This window comes from Pandoraea sp. PE-S2R-1, assembly GCF_002179865.1.
GTDB lineage: Bacteria > Pseudomonadota > Gammaproteobacteria > Burkholderiales > Burkholderiaceae > Pandoraea.
In genome coordinates this window covers 245688-267971 of record NZ_NGUR01000013.1, presented here as the reverse complement: position 1 = coordinate 267971, position 22284 = coordinate 245688, and the positions used below count along the sequence as shown (strand labels likewise).

The following is a 22284-nucleotide window of genomic DNA, read 5'->3' as shown; positions in this document are numbered from 1 at the left end:
CATGAATATTTGTACCGGAGACAGTCTAGTCCATAGGTGTCGTTGAATTCATGATTAACACTTGTGTTGACATTGAATTCACCAATATGAAAATCGTCTCAAAATCCTCGACCAACGCGATGCTGGCCTTGGCGCTAACGGCTGGCGCAGCGGTTTCCTCTGGGCATGCAAGCGCTGCCGACGCAACTTGGATCACCACATGGACCGCCAGCCCGCAGCCCGTATGGGGCGCTGACTTCCTGTTTCCCACCAACATCCCGGCAACACTGCGTGATCAGACCGTACGTCAGGTAGCTCGTGTCAGTCTGGGCGGGAAGCGGGCACGCATCGTCTTGTCCAATGCGTACGGAAAGCAGCCGATCGTCGTGGGCAAGGCCACGATCGCGTTGTCTGTGGCGAATGGGGATGGTGCATTTATCAATGACAGCCTGCGTACCACCACCTTCGGCGGGCGCGAAACGGCCACGATCCTGCCCGGCGCATCGTTGGTCAGCGACCCTGTTGCGTTGTCTGTGCCCGCACTCCGGCAGGTGACGGTCAGCGTGTATTTGCCGGAGAACACCCCGGTGACCACCTTCCATTGGGACGGCCGCCAAACCGGCTGGATCGTTGCCGGCGACCAGACGACGGTGGCGACGCCGCCTGCGTCTCGGCCGAAAACCGAAAGCATCACAACGCGCACGCTGCTGAGCGGGGTACTCGTCGAAGCGCCATCGACCACGCAAACGATTGCCGTAATCGGCGACTCCATCACAGATGGCGCTACCGCCAGCCTCGACAAGGACAGTCGGTGGCCCGATTTCCTCGCTACCCGATTGGCACCGTATGGCGTGGGCGTCGTCAACGCCGGTATCTCGGGCGCTCGACTGTTGTCCGACGGTATGGGGATGAATGCGTTGGCGAGAATCGACCGCGACGTGCTCGCGCAGCCGGGTGTGAAGAGCGTCGTCGTCATGCTGGGCATCAACGACATCTCATGGCCGGGGACGGCTTTCGCGCCAACCAGTGCGCTACCGACATTCGATGCCTTGACGGCGGGCTACCGCCAACTGATCGCGCAGGCACACGACCGAGGCATTCGCGTGATTGGCGCGACGCTCACGCCGTTCGAGGGCGCGTTGCCCGGCACGCCGCTTGATAACTACTACCAGCCTGAAAAGGACGCGCTACGTCAGCGAGTGAACGTGTGGATTCGTCACGGCGGCGCTTTCGATGCCGTCGTCGATTTCGACGCAGCACTGCGCGACCCAGCGCACCCGTCCCGGATGGCCGCACGGTTCGATTCCGGGGATCACCTGCACCCGGGTGACGAGGGAAATCGTGCAATGGCAGAGAACGTCAACCTCGAAGCTTTGCTGCCCGGTATCGGCCTCACCCATTCAGCAAGACGCTGAACCTCACCCTCCCGCCGCCAACGTCCTCAACAACATCGACACCTTGTCCTTGCTCGTGACTTGCACGCGAGAAATCAGTGCGTGATCGACGCGGGCAAGGCCATAAGTGCGCGAGATATCGTTCTGCATCCGTTGCCAGAGATGCGTCGTCATTTCCGCATCAACCATCGCCCGGTGAGCGCGTCCGGTTTGTGGCAGTTGCAGCATCGCCGCCAAGCTCGAGAGCCGGTGATTCACTGCATTGGGATAGATCCGGCGCGCCGTCAGCATCGTGCACGCGAACGCGTGATTCGCCGGGGTGCCGAGCAACGCAAGCTCCGCCTGCCAGAACCGCTTGTCGAACCCGGCATTGTGCGCAACGACAGGACAGTTGCCCACGAACGCGACCGCCTCGCGCATGACCTTCGACACGGGCGGCGCTGACGCGATCATGTCGTTCGTGATGCCGGTAAGTGCCACGACGTCGGACGGAATGCGTCGTCCCGCGTTCATCAGGCTCTGATAGCGGTCGACGATTTGCCCGTCACGCCACAGCACCACGGCAATTTCGGTGGCCCGGTCACCTTGCGTGGGCGACAGGCCCGTCGTTTCGAAGTCAAGCACGGCAACAGTTTGCATACGTCTCTAAATCAAGAATCACAGAATTACAGCATTACTGAACGACTAAAAACTTGGCACTAGGGGGCTCGGCGCTTGGCGACCGCCGGCATCAAATATTCATCAACGCCAACGTCGCTCGCGATAACTCCGAATCGGGTCGATTCAACTCATTAACCACTTCGAAGTGGTTTGCGCCTCGCACCCGGAACACCCCAGCGAGCCGCGCACGATCGGCCAGTGCATCGGCAAGCTCCCGGTTCTGGCGTTTGAACTCCGGACTCTCCAATGTCCCCCACGCCACCAGCGCCGGACAATTGGCCTTGTCCAGTTGCTTCATCGGGCTGAATTCAATCACCTGTGCCGGGCTCAGCGTCACGTACTTCCCGCGCACCGACATGACGACCGGCGCGAGGTCGCCCATCCCGCTCATCACAACGCCACCCTTGAGCAACTGCGCAGGCGCACCATGCGCCTTCCAGTCAGTGGTGAGCATCACTGCCGTGAGATGACCGCCGGACGAATGCCCCGAAACATAAACGCGCTCAGGGTCGCCCCCGAAGCGCCGCGCGTTGGCACCGACCCATGCCAGCGCCCGGCGGCACTGATCGACCATGCCGGGCAGCGTGTTGCCCGGCATATTGTCGAAATTGATCGCGACATAGATCGCTCCCGCACCAACAAACGTCGGCGCCGGGCCAGAACTGTCGTCTTTGGAGAGCATCTGCCACGCGCCACCGTGGATGAACACCATGACGGGCAGATTGCGCGCGCCCGGCGGGGCGAACACATCGAGATTTTCCGACGCTTTGCTGCCGTACGAATAAGTCGCCGGCGGCAATTTCTGACGCACTTCCTCGCTGGTCCGTGCATAGCCGTCGATCACCTGCTTGGCGTTGGGCGCCCACACGGTCTGCGTGTAGGCGTCGTCCAACTGCTTCTGCGTGTAATCGAGAAAGACCTTCTTTTCGGTATCGTCCGCGTAGGCGAATCGGGACAGCGATGTGGCGGCCATGGCACCCAACCCATAGCGGACGAACTGACGTCGATCGATCATGAAGGTCTCTTATCTAGCGCTCGGTGTGCGCCAGATTCTACCAAAGCCGTGCGCTCAGAAAGCTGTCATCGCCTTGCGCTCTTCCTCCGTAAGGATCGGGCCATCGAGCGTGACCTGAGAGTGATCGTCCCTGAACTTCGCGATGATGGGTTTGAGCTCCGCCTTAATGTGCTTCTCGCTATAGCCGTTGAACAGATGGCCGAGCAAACCGCGCCGCAAATCGCTGCTTCCCATGTACCAGTCGGCAATCGGAAACGTCAGGTTCATGTTGTATTTCATCATGATGCCCATGTTGTGATGAGCGGTGTGATGGCGGCGAATGGTATTGATGAACGGCATGTTGCGCACGAACCAGTTCTCGTGACAGTGGCAGCAATAGTGAAAGGTCTCATAGATCACATACTGGCCGACCATCGTCAGGAAAACCATCCAGCCCGCATTCGTGTTCAGAATCAGCGAAGTCACGTAGCCGAAGACGCCGCCGCCCACCCCGAGCGTAATCAGCACACGCCACGGAAAAAACACGATCCGGAATTCGCGCGTAGTGTCGATCGTCGACAACTGATCGGTGAAGTACTGGTGGTGCTGCCGCGTATGGCGGTTGTAGATCTCGCGCAAACCCCAGACATCCACGCGCCGATGCATCACGAACCGGTGCATGAACCACTCGACGAAGTTGCCCGCCAAAAACACCGGCACGATCAACAACCATTCCCACGTCGGCTGCTGCAACCGGCTTACCGCGTAAGTCACTGCACCAATGGCCACGATGTACATCACGACGATGTGCAGGAGACCGTTGTACATCGGGCTGATATCGGACTTGTACTGCTCTCTGAACTTCAATTGACGCTCGGTAATCACGGCGAGTCTCCTGCGTTTGAACGATGAAAAATTAACAAGTGCGCGACTAATGCGACACGTCCTCCAGCGATCGCCCCTTGGTTTCGACGCCGAGCAACAGCACGGCCAGCGCGGCGATGACGAAGGAGAGGGCGCCCATGGTGAATACGCCCGTCTGGCCCCACGTCGGCAGCAGCACACCGATGGCGAAGGGGCCGGCCAGCGACCCGACGCGTCCGATGGAAGACGCGAAGCCGGAACCGGTGGCGCGCATGCGGGTGGGGTAGAGCTCGGGCGTGTAGGCGTACAGCACGGACCACATGCCGAAGAGGAAGAACTGCATCATGAGACCCGCAGCGATCAACTGCTCGATGGGCGCTTTGTGGCCCGCTGCCTGCCCATACAGATAGGCCGCCACGGCACTGCCCAGCAACATCAGGGCACACGTCGGCTTGCGTCCCCATTTCTCCAGCAACCATGCAGAAAAGAGGAAGCCCGGAATGCCGGCGAGCGAGATGTAGACGGTATAGAGCACCGACTTGGTGATCTCGTAACCGGCTTGTTGCAGCAGCGCGCCGAGCCACGTCGTCAGCCCGTAGTAACCGAGCAGGGAGAAGAACCAAGTGGTCCACAGCATGACCGTGCGTTTGGCATAGATGCCGCGCCAGATCTCGGCGAAGAGCGCCTTGCGATCAGACTGAACGCGCGGCGCGCTTGCGGTGATGACCGGCTCGGGCAGCTTGTGCCCGTAGGCCTTTTCCACCTTGGCTTCGATGAGATTCATGACGTCGGCCGCTTCTTTCATGCGCCCGGTGTCTTCCAGCCAGCGGGGCGACTCCGGCACCATGCGCCGGATGACGAACACGAAGACCGCCGGGACCGCCAACGCGATGAAGATGCCGCGCCAGCCGATCACGGGCAGCATGAAGTAGGCGAATACGCCCGCAGCAATGAAGCCGATGGGCCAGAAGCCCTCCAGAATGGCCACATACTTGCCACGGCTCTTGGCCGGCACGATCTCCGACACCATTGACAGGCCGATCGGGAACTCCATGCCCATGCCGAAGCCGAGCAGCACGCGGTACAACATCAGCGAATCGACGTTGTGCGCGAAGCCGCACATCAGGCTGCCGACACCCCAGAAAATCATGCTGATCTGGAAGATCGGTTTTCTGCCGAACTTGTCGGCCAGCAAGCCCGCTGTCGCAGCACCCACAAACATCCCGAGGAAGCTTGAACTGGCAAGCAGCCCGGCTTGCGACGCGGACAGACCGAACTCTGCCTTGATCGAGCCAAGCACGAACGTCATCAATCCGAGATCCATCGAGTCGAAAAACCAAGCCGTGGCAATGATCGAGAAAAGACTGCGCTGATAACGGGTCATCGGTAGCCGCTCAAGCCGGGCGACCACGTCAACACCTAGCCGCGACGCGGCTGCGGACATATTCATAGGGGTGTCTCCTCCAATACATGTTGCTGATAATCAACTAACATATTAGACATCGAGACGCAAAGCGGCCGGTGGTCGGGTCGTTGATGTGTAGTGTCTTTGCGGGGGCAGCCGTGAAAGCGCGAATCGAGTCGATTCGTCGAAATCAGGCGGCTGTCAGTCTCTCTGCCTTCTCGTCTCGAAGCGCTCCTTGCCATGCGTTGTCGATGATTTGCGCATAGCCTTCTTCGATATTCCCGATGGGGAATGCTTTGGCCAACCGAGTCACGCCGAGTGAATCGGAGAGCAGGTCTTTCAGTGATGCACGCGCGATGCCGAATGCGTTGAGATCGGTGGGGATGCCCAACTTGCCGACGAGATCGCGCAGCAGGCGGGGCAGCGCGCGAACGGCTTGCACGTCATCGGCGTCGTCGATGCCGAACATTCGGGCGACTTCCAGCAACTCGGCGTGGCGCGATTCGCGCAAGAGATCGATGGCATATGGCAGCACCACCGCGTTCGTGGCGCCGTGAGACTTGTGTGTGAGGGCTGCAACCCCGTAAGCAATGCCGTGGACCGCGTTGAGCCCCGCACTGCCGTAAGACATCGCGGCATAGACGCTCGCGTAGCACATGCCGACGCGCGCCTCCACGTCGTTGCCATTCTCATAGCAGCGCAGCAAATACGCGGCCGCCAGCCGGATCGACTCACGGGCAAAGAGCATCGTGAGGCCGCTGCGGCCGCTGTAACCCGGGTCGGCGCTGCCGTTGCGGTCGAACCGGCTGGAGTCGATCGTGACGAACGATTCGAGCGCATGCGTCAGGGCGTCGATGCCGGACTCGGCCGTGACCTTGGGCGGACAGGTGAACGTCAGTTCGGGGTCGACGGCGGCGATGACGGGGCGCAGGCGGTTGTCCATCACGGCCGTCTTGATGCCGGTCGCCGGGTCGAACAGAATGGTGCCCGGCGTGAGCTCCGAGCCGGTGCCGGCGGTGGTCGGCACCGAGATATGGTCGATGACAGGCGAGTCACTGGTGACACCCGCGCCGAAGCCGCGAATGGGGCGCCCGTCGGGGAGCGTGACGCACAACGCTTTGGCCAGATCGATGTTGCTGCCGCCGCCCAGCGATACCACATGGTCGGGGCATAGCCCGTCGAGCATACGGCGCAGTTCAACGGTTGCCTGATCGCATAGGTCGGTGGTGGGGTCCGGTTGGCCGCCGGCGTAGACATCCATGTGGACCCCAAGGCGTTCGCACGCTGCCACGTATTCGCTCACCCAAGACGTTTTGTCGGCGAAGAAGCGGTCGGTGACGAGCAGGCCCCGGCGGTAGCCAAGACTGTGCAGCAGTTGGGGAAGCTTGCGGCGATAGCCCAGTTCGATGATGAGCCGGGAGGGCGCGCAAAAGTGGATGCAGTCATCGATTCTCATGAATTTTCCTCTTGGTTGGCCGACGGCTGCGATGCCGCACTGTGCCCGGTCAAAAAGGCTCGCGCGGCGGCACCGACGGCTTGCGTGTTCTGTGTCAGGAGGGAATGGCGCGCGCCGGGGATCACGTGCAGCGTCGCGTCGCGGATACCCTCGTGCATGCGATAGGCATGCGCGACGGGGCAGTCTTCGTCTTCGCTGCCATGCACGATGAGCGCGGGCATGGTGACGTATGCCAGATGCGCGAGATGCGAGACAGGTTTGAGCGCCTGCCACGTCCACGCCACCACCTGCGGGTGAGCCGCGCGTTTGAGCCCCAGACGGATCTCCCGCTGCCGTATCTCGTCGCGTAGCGCGCTCTCTTCGGACGCCTCGAACCAGCGCACTTCATTCAATTGCGCGGTGCCGGACATCAGCATGACGGCCACCGGCGGCGCGTGTCGTGCTGTGCCATTCGCCAGTTGTGCCATCAGTTCGAAGATGACGGACACGCCCATGCTCCAGCCGGCCAGCACGTAGGGGCGAGCGCCGATTTCCTGTGCGATGACGTCACCGGCGAGCTGCGCGAACGCGTCCGCGCTGCACGCCTTTGCAGAAGTCGGAAATGCCGCATCACCTCTACCGGGCAGATTCGGGAGAATGAACTCGAAAGCGTCGCCGAGCGCGGTCGCCAGCGGCACCCAGGAATCGTTCGTCCCCTGAATACCGTGCAGGGCCACCACCGGAAAGCCGTCGGGCGTTCCTACACGCCGAATCTCCATGACAAGCCTTTTGTTTGAGTAATATATTAGTTGATGAATAATAGCATATCAGCTTGATCGAGCAAGCAGTACGAACACCGGGAAAGCCCGGAGTAGCGCAGGGGAGGGGCGTCGGGAGAGGACGTAGAAGCAAGTGATATACAATTAATATTTGCTCTGAACCCCGACCCAATGGCGACAAAAAAAGCGACACCACGTAAGGAAAAAGCAGAAGCGGCAACGCCGGATCCGCGCGTGGAAGCGATCCCTCGCGGTCACATGGTCGATCGCGCTTACGAATGGATTGAAGAGGCGATCGTGACGCTGCGGCTCGCGCCGGGCTCGACCATGTCGGAGTTGCAGTTGAGCGAAATGACGGGCTTTGGCCGCACGCCGATTCGCGAGGCGATTCAGCGGCTGGCCCGCGAACATCTGATCGTGGTGCTGCCGCAGCGCGGGCTGCTCGTGCCGCCGATGGATGTGGGCAAGCAGTTGCGGCTGTTGGAAACACGGCGCGAAGTGGAACGGCTGATCGCCAGAAGCGCCGCGAAGAAGGCGACTGCCGAACAGCGCGAGCATTTCACGCGTCTGGCGAAGGAATTCAAGAGTTCTGCACGCAGCGGCAAGGATGTGGAGTTCGTCCGGGCCGACCGCGACTTCAATGAGTTGTGTCTGGTTGCTGCGCGCAACGAATTCGCCGAAGGTGCGATGCGTTTGCTGCACGGCCTGTCACGCCGTTTCTGGTACTACCACTACAAGGAAGCGGCCGATTTGCCGACGATGGCGCGTCTGCACGCCGAAGTGGCCGAAGCGATTGCCGCCGGAGAAGTGAAGCGGGCGGGTGAAGCGCTCGACGCGCTGCTGGACAACATCGAGGAATTCACGCGTGCCACAGTGCTGGGCGACCGGGCATAGCGCCTATCGGGAACGTCAATACGCCGCCTCATAAAGAAAGCCCCGCCATGACAAGACATGGCGGGGCTTTTTCGTGCGCACGAGGGAGGCTTACACCGAGCGCGTCAGTCCGCCATCCACGCGAAGGTTCTGGCCGGTGATATAGCCGCCGCCTTCCGACGCCAGAAACGCCACCGTTGCGGCAATTTCCTCGGCCTTGCCGTAGCGCTGCATCGGCACGCTGTCGCGGCGCGTGTCCTGTTGCGGCAGGCTGTCGATCCAGCCGGGCAGGATGTTGTTCATGCGCACGTTGTCCTTCGCGTACTTGTCGGCAAACAGCTTCGTGAACGATGCGAGCCCCGCCCGGAACACGGCCGATGTCGGGAACATGTCGCTCGGCTCGAAGGCCCAAGCCGTCGAGATATTGATGATCGCGCCCGCCTGCTGCTTCTGCATGATCGGCGTCACCAGCCGCGTCGGACGAATCACGTTCATCAGATACGTATCCATCCCGCGATGCCAGTCGTCGTCGCTGATCTCGAGAATCGGCGCGCGCGGACCGTGCCCGGCGCTGTTGACCAGCACGTCGATACGGCCCCAACGCGAGACGGCGGCATCGACCAGTTGCTGTAGCGACTCCACCGACTGGTTTGAGCCCGTGACCCCCACGCCGCCCAACTCGGCGGCCAGCGCCTCGCCCTTGCCGGACGACGACAGAATGCCGACCTTGTAACCGTCTGCCGCCAACCGGCGCGCTGCCGCTGCACCCATGCCGCTACCGCCGGCGGTCACCAACGCCACTTTTTCTACAGTCATGCTGCTATCCTCCAGATGCATCGGCGGCAGCCATCATGGCGTCCCGACGCTCATAACCCAAGAAATTCACGAAATCCACGGGTGAAAGCGTAACATCCCACGTCCTGGTCGATGCACCAGATTTCAACGCTTGATACAGTAGAAAAACTACACCATGTCCGAAGCGTTTGGCCGTCTCCCATCGCTCAATGCCTTGCGCGCCTTCGAGGCCGCGAGCCGGCATCTGAATTTTCGTATTGCCGCCGAGGAATTGGGCGTGACGCAGGGCGCCGTCGCGCAACAGATTCGGGGACTGGAAGCCGAGTTGGGCATGAAGTTGTTCGAGCGCCATCCGCGCACACTCTCGCTCACGGAGAATGGCCGACGCTATTCCAGCAGCGTGCGCCGAGCGTTCGAAGTGCTCAGCGAAGCGACGCAGGCGTTGCGGCCGGAGCCGCTTCGGCTGACGATCAGCGTGACGCCGACGTTCGCGGCCAAGTGGCTGATTCCGAGGCTTCCGGCGTTTCTCGCCACGCATCCCGACATTGATCTGCGCATTCTCGCGACCGACCGGCTGTCGCATTTTCAGGCCGACGCCGTCGACCTCGCCGTGCGCTATGGCCGGCCGCCGTTCGGTGGCGGCGTGAGTGTGGAGTTGCTGTTCGAAGAAGTGCAGGTCGCCGTCGCCAGCCCGCAATTGCTCGCTACCGCCGGGCATCCCGGACCTGCGGGCACGCTTCACGGCCACGCCTTGCTGCACGATGCGCACAACGCGTGGCCGCAGTTCCTCGATCAGGCGATGCCGAAGTCACTTCCCTCGGTCGCGAAAAACATCCGATTCAACCAGACCGCACTCGCGATCGACGCCGCTGTCACCGGGCAGGGGCTGGCCCTCGCTCACATGGACTTTGTTGCCCCGGACGTCGCGGCCGGGCGGCTCGTACGCCTCTTCGATACCGAATTGCGCACGGGCGCGGGCTTCTACATCGTGTCGCCGCGTCGCCAGCGTCACGCGGGGCAGGTGGCGAATGTGCGCGATTGGCTTTTGCAGGAGACACGCTTCGCGGGTTAGGATTTCGCCAAACGCAATCGAAAACACTCACCTGCCATGGCCTACCCCGATCTGAATTTGCTTCACGCGCTCGACATTCTGCTGGAGGAAGGGAGCGTCGTGGGCGCCGCCCGGCGCATGCATCTGAGCCCGCCGGCGATGAGCCGCACGCTCAGTCGTATCCGCGAAACGCTGGGCGACCCGGTATTCGTGCAGGCCGGTCGCAAGCTGGTACCGACGCCACGCGCGCTGGCGTTGCGTGAGCAGGTCCGGCTGGCCGTCGAGCAGGCAACACAGGTCCTTTCGCCGAGTGCGGAAGTCGATCTGAAAACGCTGGAGCGGCGCTTCAACGTGCGCGCCAACGATATCTTCGTCGGCATGCATTCGGGCCGCCTGCTCGAAGCGATGTCCAACGAAATGCCACGCGCGATGCTGCGTTTCGCCCCCGAAGAGGACGACATCGACGACGAAGCGTTGCGCAGTGGACGCATCGATCTCTTCATCAGCGCCTCGCGCCAGCTCGGACCGGAAATCCGGGTGCAATCGCTGTTCACCACGCGCTTTGTGGGCATCGCGCGCGACGATCACCCGATCTTCGACGAGGACATTACGCCCGAGCGAATCACTCGCTGGGGGCATATCGGGGTATCGCGGCGAGGGAAGTTTGCGGGGCCGATCGATACGGCACTCGACGGGCTCGGCCTTCGCCGTCATGTGGCGCTAGTGGTCTCGACGCCGTTCACGGCACTGTTTGCGCTGCAAGACTCGGACTTGTTGCTGGCGTTGCCGTCCGATCTTGCCCAGAGCGCCGTCTCGGCGGGCATGCGCATTCGCGCGTTCGATCTGCCGGTGCCGCTGGAGACCGTGGTGCTCACGCAGGCGTGGCACCCGCGCTTTCAGGCGGATCCGGCGCATCAGTGGCTGCGCCGCACGATTCGCGAGCTATGCGGGGATCTGCCCGCTGCCGTCTGAGAATCATTGCGTCTGATGCACTCGTCAATTCCAATCAAGTCACTTTTCGCAGCATGGCGGTGACCCCTACAGTGGTGATCAACATCACTTCGGTAAAGGGTCATCGTGCAATCCGCGTCATCGCAGACGGCGACTAATGCCGTGGCAACACTGCCCGGCCGCCTGACCGGCCGATTACTGGTTTTGCTCGGGCGGTTCGATCTCAGTTCGCCGCGCGCCACCTACGTCTTACGGTCCATCCTCGCCGCGTGGCTCGCGCTCGTCGTCGCTTATGCGCTGGAACTGGAGATGCCGTATTCGGCGGCATCGACGGTCTTGCTCGTCATCAATCCCATTCAGGGCGCCGTCATCGGCAAGGGGACGTGGCGTGTGCTCGGCACGCTTGGGGGCATGGTCGTGTCGGTGCTGCTCATGAGCGCGTTCGGGCAGATGCCATGGCTGTTTCTGCTGGGCTTCGGCCTGTGGCTCGGGCTTTGTGTGGCGGGCATGACGCTGCTCCGGCACTTCCGGGCATCAGGCGTGGTGGTCGCAGGCTACACGGTCGGGCTGGCAACGTTCGGCGCACTTCAACATCCGCAACTGACTTTTGAGCATGTGATCGGCCGGGGCTCGACCGTCATGGTCGGCGTCGTGTGTCTGGGGCTGGTGTCGGCATTGTTCAGCCGACGCAGTGTGCGCAGCAAGCTGGACGCGTTGCTGGGCCGCTTGTCGGCCAATGTTGCCGAGGCGCTGGCCACCCAGCATGACGCTGGCAGCGCAGACGCGAGCGGCGCAACGACGTCACGGATCGCACCGGCCCGTCGGCAACTGATGGCGGAAATTTACGGCGTCGACGACTTGCTGTCGCTCGGCAAGGCCGAATCGTCCGATCTTGCCCATCGCGCGGACGCCGTGCGACACGCGATGGCCTCGCTTTTTGCGGCGCTGGCGGGTGGTGCGCCATCGACGGAGCGCGAGCGCGATCAATCGCGGCACTGGCAGCACTCGCAGCATTGGCGCGGCATGCAGTCCATGCTCGCCACCACGTGGCGCGAAGCCGGGCAGGCCGTGGCAGCGAGTGAAACCGGCCTGCCAAAAGCGGTGGACATCCTGCGCACTGCGCGGGCGCGTCTATCGGCAACGCGAGATGCGCCGTCGAGCGTCACGTCATCGACGCCCCCGGCGCTTCACATCGCCGTCGACCGGCTGATCGAACAGATTGACGACTATCTGGCCGCGTTGGATGGCCTCACGTCGCTGCGTCGAACGCGTCCGGGGACATCCGTGCCCCTCATGTCCCTCGTACGCCCCGTGCATTTCCATCGCGACCTTCGCGCCGCGTGGCAAAACGGCCTGCGCGCCATGCTGACACTGGTCTGCACCGGCGCGTTCTGGATCGTCACGGGCTGGCCGCACGGCGACATGATGCTGCTGATCGTTGCACCTTACTGTGCGTTGCTTGCGACGGCACCCAACCCGGCGGCCGGGGCGTTCCAGTTCGTCAAGGGCACGGTGATCGCGGTGCCGGCGGCGTTTGTCTGCGCGTTCGTCGTACTGCCGCACATCGAAGGCCTGCCGCTGTTGCTCGTCGTGCTGGCCTTGTTCTGGCTGCCCGGTATTTACGCGACGACGATGCCGCAGCATGGTCTTGCCGCGCTGGCGTACCTCGTTGGCTTCAACACGTTGACGGGGGCCGACAACCCAATGCACTACGACGTCGCGTTGTTTCTGAATTGGTCGATTGCGTGGGTGCTGGGCACGCTCTTCGCATGGATGGGCTTCCGGCTGTTCCTGCCGCGACAGTTGCCTCGCGACATCGCACGCCTGCGAGCGCGCATTCGAGATGAGGCCGTGAAGTTGTTGCGCGTGGGAAGTCATGCGGCCGCCTCACACAATTCACACGTCTGGCAACGCCGGCAACAGCATCGGATTGCGCAGTTGGGGGCGTTGCTCAAGACGCAGCCGGACGCCATGGACCGGGCGATTGCGGATGCGCTGGCCAGCCTGCATCTCGGGCGCGAAATTCATCGCCTGCGCGCGTGGTTGCAACGCAACGGTGGTGATGCCTTGTGTCGCCAGATCATCGCGACGGCCCTCGCGCGCATGGCGCGCCGCGCAGACGATCCGTCACGGGCTGCACGTCACGCACGTAATGCCGCTCGACGTCTTTGCGTGGCGCAGGCAGACGCGGCAAGTGTCGCCGGCGAGCGAGCCGCGCTGACCGATATTGCCGACTTGCTCGACGCTCACGCCAGATATTTCTCAACGTTGCCTCCGGGGCGTACCCATGCTCAGTGAAGTTGCCGTGGCGGGCATCTATTTGCCGCCGTTCTTTGTTTATGCCTGCGTTGCGGTGCCGCTTTTCCTCGGTGTGCGCTTCGTCCTTGCGCGCACCGGCGTGTTGCGGCGCGTTTGGCATCCGGCGCTCTTCGAGTTCGCCATTTCCCTCTGTCTGGTTTCTGTCTTGATGCTTTATGTCTAATCGTGCGTTGTGGTTCCGTCCGGTCGCGAAAGCGGCGGGCACCTTGGTCGCGCTTTGTCTGGCGGTGGTTCTTGTCGTTGCACTGTGGCGCGCTTACGTTCTCGCGCCATGGACGCGCGACGGGCGCGTCAGTGCCGAAGTCGTGCGCATTGCGCCGGAAATCTCCGGCACCGTGCAGGACGTGGCCGTCGTCGACAATCAGTTTGTGCAGCGCGGTGACGTGTTGTATCGCGTCGATCCCGAGCGTTTTCGACTTGCCGTCGCGCAGGCCGAGGCGCAGTTGGGCGCGGCGAGCGCCGTCTTGCAGCAGAAGCAACAAGACGCTCGACGCCGGCGCGGGATGGACGATCTCGTGCCCGGCGAAGAGATTCAGCGCGCGGGTCAGGCGGTGGCGATTGCCGTGGCGGATCAACGCCGGGCACAGGTTGCGCTCGACGTCGCGCGACTCGATCTTGCGCGCACCGAATTGCGCGCGCCGGTCGACGGTTACGTCACTCACTTGCGTTTGCGGCCGGGCGATTACGCTGTTGCCGGACACGCCAGCATTGCGTTGCTCGACGCCCACAGCTTCTGGGTCACGGGCTATTTCGAAGAGACGAAACTGCGGGGCATTCGCCCGGGCGCACCGGCACGCATCCGGCTGATGGGCTTCGATGATCTGATTGACGGCCACGTTGCGAGCATCGGGCGCGGCATCACCGATGCTAACGAGCGTCCGGATTCGCAGGGACTGCCGAGTGTTGAGCCCACGTTCAGTTGGGTGCGTCTGGCGCAGCGCATTCCTGTGCGCGTCGCCATCGACCGCGTGCCGCCGGGGATCGTACTGGCCGCTGGCATGACATGCAGCGTCGATGTTGGCTCGTCAGGGCAGGGCGCCGCACCGAAAGGCGCGCTGGCCAGTCTGCTGATGCGGTGGATGTCATGAGCGCTGTCTTGATTTCGAACGGCTCCCGGCGCCCTCCGCCGCTGCGCGCGAGGGTCCTTGCCACATCACTTGCCGTGCTGGCGACAGGCTGCACGACACTCGGTCCCGACTACCGCAGCCCTCATATCGATGTGCCGTCGCAATGGCATGAAGCGCAACAGGGGCACGATGGGCGCGGCGCATTCAGTGCTGCCCAGCAGGATCAACTGCGCACGTGGTGGCGATCGTTCAACGATCCGATACTTGACCGGCTGGTCGATGCCGCGCTGGCAGGCAATCAGGATCTCGCGATTGCCCGAACACGGCTGACCCAAGCGAGAGCCGAGCGCATTCAGATCGCCGCCGGACTTGGGCCGACAGTCTCGGTCGGCGGTGTCGGGCAAGCGCTGCGTTCCAGCGAACGCCTCGACTGGCCGCCCGGCATTGGTGGATCGCGCACATGGCGAGCAGGCTTCGACGCCAGTTGGGAGCTCGATATCTTCGGCGGCACGCGCCGCGCGGTGGAAGCCGCCGACGCGCAAATCGATGCGGTGGCCGACGACGCGCACGCGGTACAGGTGAGCTTGCTTGCTGAGCTCGCCGCCGACTACGCCATGTTGCGCACGGTGCAGGCGCGGCTCGCCATTGCGCAGGAAAACATCCGCAACCTGAGCCAAGGGGAGCAGCTTGCCGAACGGGCGCTGGCGCATGGCCTCGGCACGTCGGCCGACGTGGCGCAGGCGCGCGCCGAGCGCGAGACGGCGCAAGCGTTGCCGCCACAACTGGACGCCGAAGTCGCTCGGCTGAGCCATGCCATCGGTGTGCTGACGGGCGGCTTCTCTGGGGACTGGCGAGAGGTGCTGGCGCAGCCGTCGCCACGATTGCCTGTCGCGCCGTCGTTGCCGTTGTCGATGCCGTCGGAGGTGATGCGTCAGCGCCCGGACGTGCGCGCCGCCGAGCGCAGGTTGGCTGCCGCGACGGCACGGATCGGTGTCGCGGAGGCCGCGCGCTTTCCTCACTTCAGCATTCCGCTGAGCCTTGGTACGACGGCCAGTCTGCTGAGTGACCTGTTCTCGGGCGCGAGTCTCGCGTGGTCCGTAGCGTTGCAAGCGAGCCAGACGCTCTACGACGGCGGGCGCTCACGTGCGGGTGTTACGGCAGCACAAGCGCAGGCGGACGCGGCACGGCTGGCCTATGCGCGCGACGTGCGGCTGGCGTTACGCGACGTCGAAGATGCGCTCACCGGGCTGAACAGCGAACGCGCGCGGCAGATTTCATTGGCGGCGGCGGTGAGCGACAGCCAGCAGGCCCTCGACCGGGCGACGCGCTTGTATCGCCGTGGACTGAGCGGCTATTTGCCGGTGCTCACCGCGCAACGAACGGCAAATCATGCGCGCGATGCGCTCGCGTTGAGTCAGGGCGGCGAGGTGCGCAGCGCGATCGCGCTCTACAAGTCGCTCGGGGCGGGATGGGGCGAGGCGGTGAATTGACCGCCCCGCATACCGCAATCATTCATGCATTCGATTCACGCATTTCATTCAACACGCAACAGGAGTTACCGACCATGCCACTCGATCCACAGATGTTTTCGATCCACGACATTCGCGAGTTGCCGTTTGTCCTTTTCAATCAGCACGCCGCCGAGCCCGGCTATGCCCGCCAATGGGAAGCAGAAATGGTCGCGCTCGTGAACAACGGCGAACCGTTCGTGGTGGTCTACGATCAGTTGAAGGGCGACGAATCGCACGAAGACCGCAAGCAGCGCGCCGTCTGGCTCAAGCACAACAAGGCGGCGCTGGCCGAAGTGTGCAAGGCGCTCGTGAGCATCGAGCCCGACGACGCGCAGCGCGCCATGGTCAAGGCAATGGGCGAGACGGCGGTCAAGGCGTTCGGCATCGCCCATGAAGCGGTTGCGACACGAGAGGAGGCGCTCGCGCTGGTCCAGCGCCTGACATAATGCAGGCTTGCGCATGGCGGACGGCCGGCTGCGGGCAGGAGGCGGGTGGTGTCAGAAGAGGTGCATTACAGTCATTCGAGCGACATTCCGGGCTTGACGCTGGGCACGGCGCGTTTCGCCGAGTTCCGTTTTGCGCCTCACTACCATCTCGACTGTCATATCGCGCTGATCGCCAGCGGCGTGCAACGGCAAACCATGCGGGGTGAGTCGCTGGTGCTGACCCGAGGCACGATCCAGCTCATGCCGCCGGGCGAAGTTCATGACGGCACGGCAGGCGCCGAAGCCTCGTACACGCTCCAGACGTTTCGGCTCGCGCCGGCCTTGCTCGAGGGTCTCGGTGAAGAAATCACGGGCAAACACTATTTCCCGTCGCAGGCCGCCGTCGTGCTTCAGGACGCGAGCCTTGCCGAACAACTGCTGGGCATCCATGCGGCCTTGCGCCAGCCTTGTGGCGACGTCATGCGTAGCGAAACCCAAGTGCTTTCCGTACTTGAATCGCTGTTTGCCCGCATGCGGCGGCCGGCACCGCTGGCGGTCGCGGGAGCGCTGTCGTCACAACAATTGCAGCGCGTGCGCGATTATGTGGAGGCACATGTCGCGGAGAAGATCGTGCTGGAGGACTTGTCGGGTCTGGTCGGCCTTGACCGGTTCCGGTTTCTCAAGTTGTTCAAGCACGCCATCGGCATGACACCGCACGCGTGGCTGCTGCGAATGCGGCTCGAAAAGGCCGTGGCGCTGATGCATGCGAATCGCGAGATGCCCATGACGGATGTCGCGCACGCCGTTGGGTTCTTCGATCAAAGTCATTTCACGCGGGCCTTTCGGCAGGCCTACGGGGTGACGCCCGCGCGATTCTGATGCCCAATGGGCACCCCGATCAATTTTTTACAAGGCGATTTGGATAACTGCCGGTAGTCTTCTGTCCAGTGCCCGGCCGGACCCTCGTCCGGGCGTTCCTCTTCCAAGGCAGAAGCCCGGTATGACGACTTTCAGCTTTCTCGACGATTACAGCGAGGGTGCACACCCCGACATCCTCAGCGCGCTCACGGCATCCAACCTCGAACAACAGCGCCCGTACGGCGACGACGACTACTGTGCCGACGCGACGGCGCGTATCAAGGCGCGTCTGGGCGATCGCTTCCAAGGCGCGATCCACTATGTCGCCAGCGGCACGCTTGCCAATATCGTGTCGATTGCCGCTTGCCTGCGGCCACACGAAGCCGTGATCGCAGCGACCTCCGGGCATATCGTGACGCGCGAGGCGGGGGCCATCGAGGCGACCGGCCACAAGTTGATCATCGTGCCGCCCGTTGACGGGAAACTCACGCCGCAGAGCATCGAAGCGGCGCTGGCCAGCAACGCGCATTTTCCGCACATGGCGAAGCCACGGCTCATTTATCTCTCGAATGCCACGGAGACGGGAACGGTCTACACGCTGGCGGAACTGCGCGCGATATCCACACTGGCCCGGCAACGCGGGCTCTTGTTGTTCGTCGACGGTGCGCGCTTGGGAGCGGCGCTGGCCTCGGACCAGAACGACGCGACGCTGGCCGATATCGCGTCGCTGGCGGATATCTTCTGGATCGGCGGCACCAAGGCGGGCGCACTGATCGGCGAGGCCATTGTCGTTTGCCATCCCGAACTGGCGGTGGACTTTGCGTTCCATCTCAAGCAGCGCGGCGCGATGCTTGCCAAGGGGCGCTTGCTGGGCATTCAGTTTCAGGCGCTGTTCGGCGACAACGATCTGTTCTTCCAGAACGCACGCCACGCCAATGCCATGGCCGCGAGACTAGCGGCAGGCATCGTCGCCAACGGGCATCAACTGGCTTCGGATACGGCCACGAATCTGGTGTTCGCGATACTGCCCGACACCGTCATCGAAGCGATGAAGCGCGACTTTGACTTCTACGTCTGGGAGCGCGCCGATGCCAGCCGTTCACTGGTTCGGTTGGTGACATCGTGGGCGACGGATGTCCGGCAAGTCGATGCGTTTCTGGCGTCGCTCGCTGAATCCGACAAATAAGGTTGGGGTAGTCCAGCGCGTCAGGCTTGGGATAGCGAACGTTTGCTGCCAGCGACAGGACTATGATGGGCGCGCACGCGGTTGCGTGCGTCTGACAGGAGATAGCGATGACACAACTCGTCACCATGCTTTGGTTCGATCAGGGTCAGGCCCGCGAGGCCGCTGAGTTCTATGCGGCAACGTTTCCCGATAGTCATGTCGACGCCAGAAATGTTTCGCCCATCCCGGGCATCGGCGTGGGGCCGGAATTGACCGTCGATTTCACCGTGGTCGGCCGCCGTTTCGTCGGGCTGAACGGTGGCCCGAATTTCAAGCCGAATGAAGCCGTAAGCTTCATGGTGGTGACCGGCGATCAGGCAGAGACCGATCGTTACTGGAACGCCATTATCGGCAACGGCGGGGCGGCCATGGATTGCGGCTGGTGCAAGGATCGCTGGGGCTTTTCGTGGCAAATCACGCCGCAGCGTCTGCTCGATCTCATCGGCGGCAGCGATCCCGTCGCCGGGCGGCGCGCCATGGAAGCCATGATGCAAATGCAGAAGATCGATATCGCCACACTGGACCGTGCGGTCGCCGCCGCGGACTGACGCGACGGCGCGACCGGCACGCCGAAGTGACACCGGCAGCGCCTGATTCACGCGATCTGCCGGGCCCTTCGGCGGGGTTCACCTCAAGTGCGACTTAGTGACGGCGTCGCGGCGCAAAGCCGTGCCGTCGCGCGGCGAAGGCGACAAGCCACGCCGCCAGCACCAGTCCGAGCAACACCCAAGGCACGGCCTTCGCCCCGAGCGTTTCGAGCACGGCCCCCCCGAGCACGCCGCTGACGGCGAACGACAGATTGAACACAGTCACGAGCATCGACTGCGCCACGTGTTCGTGTTCCCCCGCAGCATCGCCCAGTGCGGTTTGCAGCAGTGTGGGGGCGCCGCTGAAGCTCAAGCCCCAGAACACGGCACCGAGGCAGAGCACTGGCCACGACTCGCCCCATCCGCTGAACGCGACAATCACCAGCGCAAATGTGCCCAGCGCCACCAGTACGAGCCGGCGCAACCAGCGATCCACCCACATGCCCACGCCCCACAGGCCGATGAGCGTGCAAATGCCGAACGTCGACAGCACGGTCGCCAGACGGTCTTCCCGGCCGACCGATGCCAAAAACGGTGCGATGTAGGTGTAGAGCGTGTAGTGCGCAATGACCCACAGCATCACGACGGCCAACACCGGCCGCACGCCCGGTAATCGCAGCACGTCACCGATGCGGGCGCGCTCGCCGACTGTCTCGGCATGTACGTCGGGCACGATGAGTTGCACCCAGCCGACCAGAATCAGCGCGAACGCCGACAGACCGCCGAACACCCAGCGCCAGCCGATCAGGTGGCCGAGCCACGTGGCCATCGGCACGCCGAGCGCCAACGCTAACGGCACGCCCAGCATGGCAATCGCCAGCGCCCGGCCCTGACGCGACGGCGGCACGAGACGGCGCGCATAGGTGGCGATCTCGCTCCACGCCAGCCCGGTGGCCATCCCAACGACGAAGCGCGCAGCCAACGAGAGTGCGAAGTGCGTCGACACCGCCGTGACTAGATTGCAGGCGAAAAAGCCGAGCAGCGCGGTGGTCAGCACCCGGCGGCGCGGCCAGCGCTGGAGCAGCGTCGTGAGCGGCACTGCGCCGAGCCCGGCGCCCAACGCACAGAGCGTCACCCACTGACCGGCCCACGCTTCGGACACATGGAAGCCTTCGGCCAGTTGCGGCAGTAAGCCGGCTGGTACGGTTTCGTTGGCGGCGGCAACGAACGTGGCAAGCATCAGCGCCACCATCGACGCCCACGGTGTGGCGTCGGCGGCGTGGACCGGGGTGATGGGGACGTCAGCAGGGCGGACAGGTGCGGCACGGCCGCCACTGGTCGCGGGGGAAGGAGAGGACATGGTCAATCATCGGCATCGAAACGTCCCCGGCAGGGACAACATGACGAAGTCTGCCGATGCGAGTTACATTTGATAATTCGGCGAATAATTGAATGACTTTCAAATCTGACAGGCAAATGGATCGATTAGATCAACTAGATCGCGTCAATCGAACGCAGGGGATGCGGGCAGATGGCCACTGACAAGCTGGGCGATATGCGCCTGTTCACGACAGCGGCGACGCTCGGGAGTCTGTCGGCGGCCGGTCGCAAGCTGGGGCTCTCTCCGGCGGCGGCGAGCGCGCGGCTGATGAAGCTCGAAGCGTCGTTGCAGACGCGGCTGTTCGTGCGCACGACGCGTCAGTTGCGCCTCACGGACGAGGGGCGTGTGTATCTCGAACATTGTCTGGTGGCGTTGCAGGCCATCGACGACGGCGAGGCGGCGCTGCAAGCGGGTTGCGCCGCCATTCGCGGCAAGATCCGGCTCTCGGCGTCGACGGATTTCGGGCTGCACACCCTCACGCCGTGGCTGGACGAATTCACGGCGCGCCATCCCGAGGTCCGGTTGTCGATGACGCTAACCGATTCCATCTCGCATCTCGTGCAGGACGACGTCGATTTGGCCATTCGCTTCAGCGAACCCGATGACGGTGCGCTGGTGGCCCGTCGTCTCGCACCGATGTGCCGCGTGCTTTGCGCGTCGCCCGAGTATCTGGCCCGGCATGGCGAGCCACAGGCGCCCGAGGCGCTGGCCGCGCATCAATTCATCGTGCTGGTGACGTCGTCCGGTCCGCTGAACGAATTTCACTTCCGCAAGCACGAGGCCACGTGGCAGTTCACGGTGCCGATGGCGCAGGCATGGGAGACGAACGACGGCACGCTGGCGAGGCGCTGGGCACTGGACGGTCGGGGCATCGTGCGCAAGACGCTATGGGACGCGGCGGACGACGTACGGGCAGGGCGATTGAAGATTCTGCTGACGGATTACATTGCGAAGGAACCGGGCGTGTACGCTGTGCGGCATCGCACGCGCTACATGGTGCCGAGGGTGCGCGCGCTGCTCGATTTTCTGATCGAACGCTTCGCGCAGGAGACCGCACGCTGGCCGAATGTCGACCGGTGCCAAGTTTGACTTCATGTCATCATACGGCATGGCAAAGATCCCTCTTTTTCCGCTCGGTAACGCCCTGTTTCCCGCAGGGGTGCTGCATTTGCGCATCTTCGAGGTGCGCTATCTCGACATGATCAAGCGCTGCCTGAGCGAGGGGACCGAGTTCGGTGTCGTCGTGCTGCGGCAAGGCAGTGAAGTGCGCCTGCCCGATTCGCAGGAAGAGCCTGCGATGATCGGCACCCTGGCGCGCATCGATGACTGGCGCGCGCCGATGCCCGCGCTGCTCGAACTGGTCTGCCGGGGAACGACGAAATTTCGCCTCTCGTCCGTCGAACTGGCCAAATACGGCTTGTGGATGGGCGAGGCCGAGATGCTGCCCGACGATACGCCTACGGCCATTCCCGACACTCTGCAAGTCAGCGCCGATACGCTCGGCAAGCTGATCTCCGGCTTGCAGCGCGACCCGGCCCGTGCGGCCAAATTGCCGCTCGCGCCGCCTTACCGGCTGGACGAATGCGGCTGGGTGGCCGATCGCTGGGCGGAGTTGCTGCCGCTGCCGGCGCACGAAAAAGAAACGCTGCTCGGCATCGACGATCCGGTCGCCCGTCTGGCCCGTATTCAGGCGTTTCTGACCGATCACGGCGTGTTGTCCTGACGCCATCACGGCATTCTCTTGCGTCGCCATCCTCGCTGATCGGCGATAATGCCGCCTGCAAAGTTCTC

Annotated in this window: 22 protein-coding genes; 14 read left to right on the top strand and 8 right to left on the bottom strand. The window is 63.2% G+C overall.

Annotation, left to right across the window (positions count from 1 at the left end; all coding sequences use genetic code 11):
• The first annotated feature begins 86 nt into the window (after window positions 1-86).
• The gene (locus CDV44_RS17110; protein WP_249277597.1) at window positions 87-1394 is read left to right on the top strand and encodes an SGNH/GDSL hydrolase family protein; all 1308 of its coding nucleotides are present in this window, start codon (window positions 87-89) and stop codon (window positions 1392-1394) included.
• Window positions 1395-1397: 3 nt separating this feature from the next.
• Here the strand turns inward: CDV44_RS17110 and CDV44_RS17105 are convergent, their stop codons facing one another.
• The 6 genes from CDV44_RS17105 to CDV44_RS17080 all read right to left on the bottom strand — a co-directional run bounded on the left by CDV44_RS17105 (window position 1398) and on the right by CDV44_RS17080 (window position 7510).
• Window positions 1398-2012 (bottom strand): PolC-type DNA polymerase III, encoded by a 615-nt coding sequence (locus CDV44_RS17105; protein WP_087689089.1) that lies wholly within the window; start codon window positions 2010-2012, stop codon window positions 1398-1400.
• A 91-nt stretch (window positions 2013-2103) separates the two neighbouring features.
• On the bottom strand, window positions 2104-3048 hold the full coding sequence (locus CDV44_RS17100; protein WP_212677124.1) for an alpha/beta hydrolase: 945 nt from the start codon (window positions 3046-3048) through the stop codon (window positions 2104-2106).
• Between the two features lie 54 nt (window positions 3049-3102).
• On the bottom strand, window positions 3103-3912 hold the full coding sequence (locus tag CDV44_RS17095; RefSeq protein ID WP_087689088.1) for a fatty acid hydroxylase: 810 nt from the start codon (window positions 3910-3912) through the stop codon (window positions 3103-3105).
• Between the two features lie 46 nt (window positions 3913-3958).
• Window positions 3959-5341 carry an MFS transporter gene (locus CDV44_RS17090; protein ID WP_087689087.1) on the bottom strand — a complete coding sequence of 461 codons (1383 nt, stop codon included), beginning with the start codon at window positions 5339-5341 and terminating at the stop codon, window positions 3959-3961.
• Window positions 5342-5486: 145 nt separating this feature from the next.
• On the bottom strand, window positions 5487-6752 hold the full coding sequence (locus CDV44_RS17085; RefSeq protein ID WP_087689086.1) for an iron-containing alcohol dehydrogenase: 1266 nt from the start codon (window positions 6750-6752) through the stop codon (window positions 5487-5489).
• Window positions 6749-7510, bottom strand: a complete 762-nt coding sequence (locus CDV44_RS17080; protein ID WP_087689085.1) for an alpha/beta fold hydrolase — start codon at window positions 7508-7510, stop codon at window positions 6749-6751. Before CDV44_RS17080 ends, CDV44_RS17085 begins: the two co-directional genes overlap by 4 nt.
• Before the next feature lie 171 nt (window positions 7511-7681).
• Between CDV44_RS17080 and CDV44_RS17075 the strand changes: the two genes are divergently transcribed.
• Entirely contained in the window at window positions 7682-8404 is a 723-nt protein-coding gene (locus tag CDV44_RS17075; protein ID WP_087689084.1) for a GntR family transcriptional regulator, read from the top strand.
• Between the two features lie 90 nt (window positions 8405-8494).
• Here the strand turns inward: CDV44_RS17075 and CDV44_RS17070 are convergent, their stop codons facing one another.
• The gene (locus CDV44_RS17070) at window positions 8495-9199 is read right to left on the bottom strand and encodes an SDR family oxidoreductase (protein ID WP_087689083.1); all 705 of its coding nucleotides are present in this window, start codon (window positions 9197-9199) and stop codon (window positions 8495-8497) included.
• A gap of 154 nt (window positions 9200-9353) precedes the next feature.
• On the opposite strand from CDV44_RS17070, the gene gcvA reads away from it, so the two are divergent.
• From gcvA to CDV44_RS17020, 10 genes are all read left to right on the top strand, one after another.
• Window positions 9354-10250, top strand: a complete 897-nt coding sequence (gene gcvA / locus CDV44_RS17065) for a transcriptional regulator GcvA (protein ID WP_087689082.1) — start codon at window positions 9354-9356, stop codon at window positions 10248-10250.
• Between the two features lie 36 nt (window positions 10251-10286).
• A complete protein-coding gene (locus CDV44_RS17060) occupies window positions 10287-11201 on the top strand; it encodes a LysR family transcriptional regulator (RefSeq protein WP_087689081.1) in 915 nt (304 codons plus the stop codon).
• 141 nt (window positions 11202-11342) lie between these two features.
• On the top strand, window positions 11343-13478 hold the full coding sequence (locus CDV44_RS17055; RefSeq protein ID WP_249277596.1) for an FUSC family protein: 2136 nt from the start codon (window positions 11343-11345) through the stop codon (window positions 13476-13478).
• Window positions 13468-13662 (top strand): DUF1656 domain-containing protein, encoded by a 195-nt coding sequence (locus CDV44_RS17050; RefSeq protein WP_087689079.1) that lies wholly within the window; start codon window positions 13468-13470, stop codon window positions 13660-13662. Before CDV44_RS17055 ends, CDV44_RS17050 begins: the two co-directional genes overlap by 11 nt.
• A complete protein-coding gene (locus CDV44_RS17045) occupies window positions 13655-14587 on the top strand; it encodes an HlyD family secretion protein (RefSeq protein ID WP_087689078.1) in 933 nt (310 codons plus the stop codon). The genes CDV44_RS17050 and CDV44_RS17045 overlap by 8 nt, the downstream gene beginning before the upstream one ends.
• On the top strand, window positions 14584-16056 hold the full coding sequence (locus CDV44_RS17040) for an efflux transporter outer membrane subunit (protein ID WP_087689077.1): 1473 nt from the start codon (window positions 14584-14586) through the stop codon (window positions 16054-16056). Before CDV44_RS17045 ends, CDV44_RS17040 begins: the two co-directional genes overlap by 4 nt.
• Before the next feature lie 74 nt (window positions 16057-16130).
• On the top strand, window positions 16131-16523 hold the full coding sequence (locus CDV44_RS17035; protein ID WP_087689132.1) for a hypothetical protein: 393 nt from the start codon (window positions 16131-16133) through the stop codon (window positions 16521-16523).
• A gap of 48 nt (window positions 16524-16571) precedes the next feature.
• Entirely contained in the window at window positions 16572-17381 is an 810-nt protein-coding gene (locus tag CDV44_RS17030) for an AraC family transcriptional regulator (protein ID WP_087689076.1), read from the top strand.
• 121 nt (window positions 17382-17502) lie between these two features.
• Entirely contained in the window at window positions 17503-18546 is a 1044-nt protein-coding gene (locus CDV44_RS17025; protein WP_087689075.1) for a low specificity L-threonine aldolase, read from the top strand.
• A 107-nt stretch (window positions 18547-18653) separates the two neighbouring features.
• The gene (locus CDV44_RS17020; protein ID WP_087689074.1) at window positions 18654-19133 is read left to right on the top strand and encodes a VOC family protein; all 480 of its coding nucleotides are present in this window, start codon (window positions 18654-18656) and stop codon (window positions 19131-19133) included.
• Window positions 19134-19227: 94 nt separating this feature from the next.
• Here CDV44_RS17020 and CDV44_RS17015 read toward each other — a convergent pair whose 3' ends face one another.
• A complete protein-coding gene (locus tag CDV44_RS17015) occupies window positions 19228-20472 on the bottom strand; it encodes an MFS transporter (RefSeq protein ID WP_087689073.1) in 1245 nt (414 codons plus the stop codon).
• Window positions 20473-20643: 171 nt separating this feature from the next.
• Here CDV44_RS17015 and CDV44_RS17010 point away from each other — a divergent pair, with 171 nt between their 5' ends.
• Both CDV44_RS17010 and CDV44_RS17005 read left to right on the top strand, forming a co-directional pair.
• A complete protein-coding gene (locus CDV44_RS17010) occupies window positions 20644-21582 on the top strand; it encodes a LysR family transcriptional regulator (protein WP_087689072.1) in 939 nt (312 codons plus the stop codon).
• A gap of 19 nt (window positions 21583-21601) precedes the next feature.
• Window positions 21602-22216: an LON peptidase substrate-binding domain-containing protein gene (locus tag CDV44_RS17005; protein WP_087689131.1), complete on the top strand. Its 615-nt coding sequence runs from the start codon at window positions 21602-21604 to the stop codon at window positions 22214-22216.
• Window positions 22217-22284: the final 68 nt, after the last annotated feature.

Bases quoted from the DNA above. Each gene is read 5' to 3' on its own strand.
- CDV44_RS17045 (WP_087689078.1), top strand. From the start codon at position 13,655: ATGTCTAATCGTGCGTTGTGGTTCCGTCCGGTCGCGAAAGCGGCGGGC.
- CDV44_RS17005 (WP_087689131.1), top strand. From the start codon at position 21,602: ATGGCAAAGATCCCTCTTTTTCCGCTCGGTAACGCCCTGTTTCCCGCA.
- CDV44_RS17075 (WP_087689084.1), top strand. From the start codon at position 7,682: ATGGCGACAAAAAAAGCGACACCACGTAAGGAAAAAGCAGAAGCGGCA.
- CDV44_RS17020 (WP_087689074.1), top strand. From the start codon at position 18,654: ATGACACAACTCGTCACCATGCTTTGGTTCGATCAGGGTCAGGCCCGC.
- CDV44_RS17060 (WP_087689081.1), top strand. From the start codon at position 10,287: ATGGCCTACCCCGATCTGAATTTGCTTCACGCGCTCGACATTCTGCTG.
- CDV44_RS17010 (WP_087689072.1), top strand. From the start codon at position 20,644: ATGGCCACTGACAAGCTGGGCGATATGCGCCTGTTCACGACAGCGGCG.
- CDV44_RS17105 (WP_087689089.1), bottom strand. From the start codon at position 2,012: ATGCAAACTGTTGCCGTGCTTGACTTCGAAACGACGGGCCTGTCGCCC.
- CDV44_RS17015 (WP_087689073.1), bottom strand. From the start codon at position 20,472: ATGTCCTCTCCTTCCCCCGCGACCAGTGGCGGCCGTGCCGCACCTGTC.
- CDV44_RS17040 (WP_087689077.1), top strand. From the start codon at position 14,584: ATGAGCGCTGTCTTGATTTCGAACGGCTCCCGGCGCCCTCCGCCGCTG.
- CDV44_RS17035 (WP_087689132.1), top strand. From the start codon at position 16,131: ATGCCACTCGATCCACAGATGTTTTCGATCCACGACATTCGCGAGTTG.
- gcvA (WP_087689082.1), top strand. From the start codon at position 9,354: ATGTCCGAAGCGTTTGGCCGTCTCCCATCGCTCAATGCCTTGCGCGCC.
- CDV44_RS17085 (WP_087689086.1), bottom strand. From the start codon at position 6,752: ATGAGAATCGATGACTGCATCCACTTTTGCGCGCCCTCCCGGCTCATC.
- CDV44_RS17090 (WP_087689087.1), bottom strand. From the start codon at position 5,341: ATGAATATGTCCGCAGCCGCGTCGCGGCTAGGTGTTGACGTGGTCGCC.
- CDV44_RS17100 (WP_212677124.1), bottom strand. From the start codon at position 3,048: ATGATCGATCGACGTCAGTTCGTCCGCTATGGGTTGGGTGCCATGGCC.
- CDV44_RS17025 (WP_087689075.1), top strand. From the start codon at position 17,503: ATGACGACTTTCAGCTTTCTCGACGATTACAGCGAGGGTGCACACCCC.
- CDV44_RS17080 (WP_087689085.1), bottom strand. From the start codon at position 7,510: ATGGAGATTCGGCGTGTAGGAACGCCCGACGGCTTTCCGGTGGTGGCC.
- CDV44_RS17050 (WP_087689079.1), top strand. From the start codon at position 13,468: ATGCTCAGTGAAGTTGCCGTGGCGGGCATCTATTTGCCGCCGTTCTTT.
- CDV44_RS17070 (WP_087689083.1), bottom strand. From the start codon at position 9,199: ATGACTGTAGAAAAAGTGGCGTTGGTGACCGCCGGCGGTAGCGGCATG.
- CDV44_RS17110 (WP_249277597.1), top strand. From the start codon at position 87: ATGAAAATCGTCTCAAAATCCTCGACCAACGCGATGCTGGCCTTGGCG.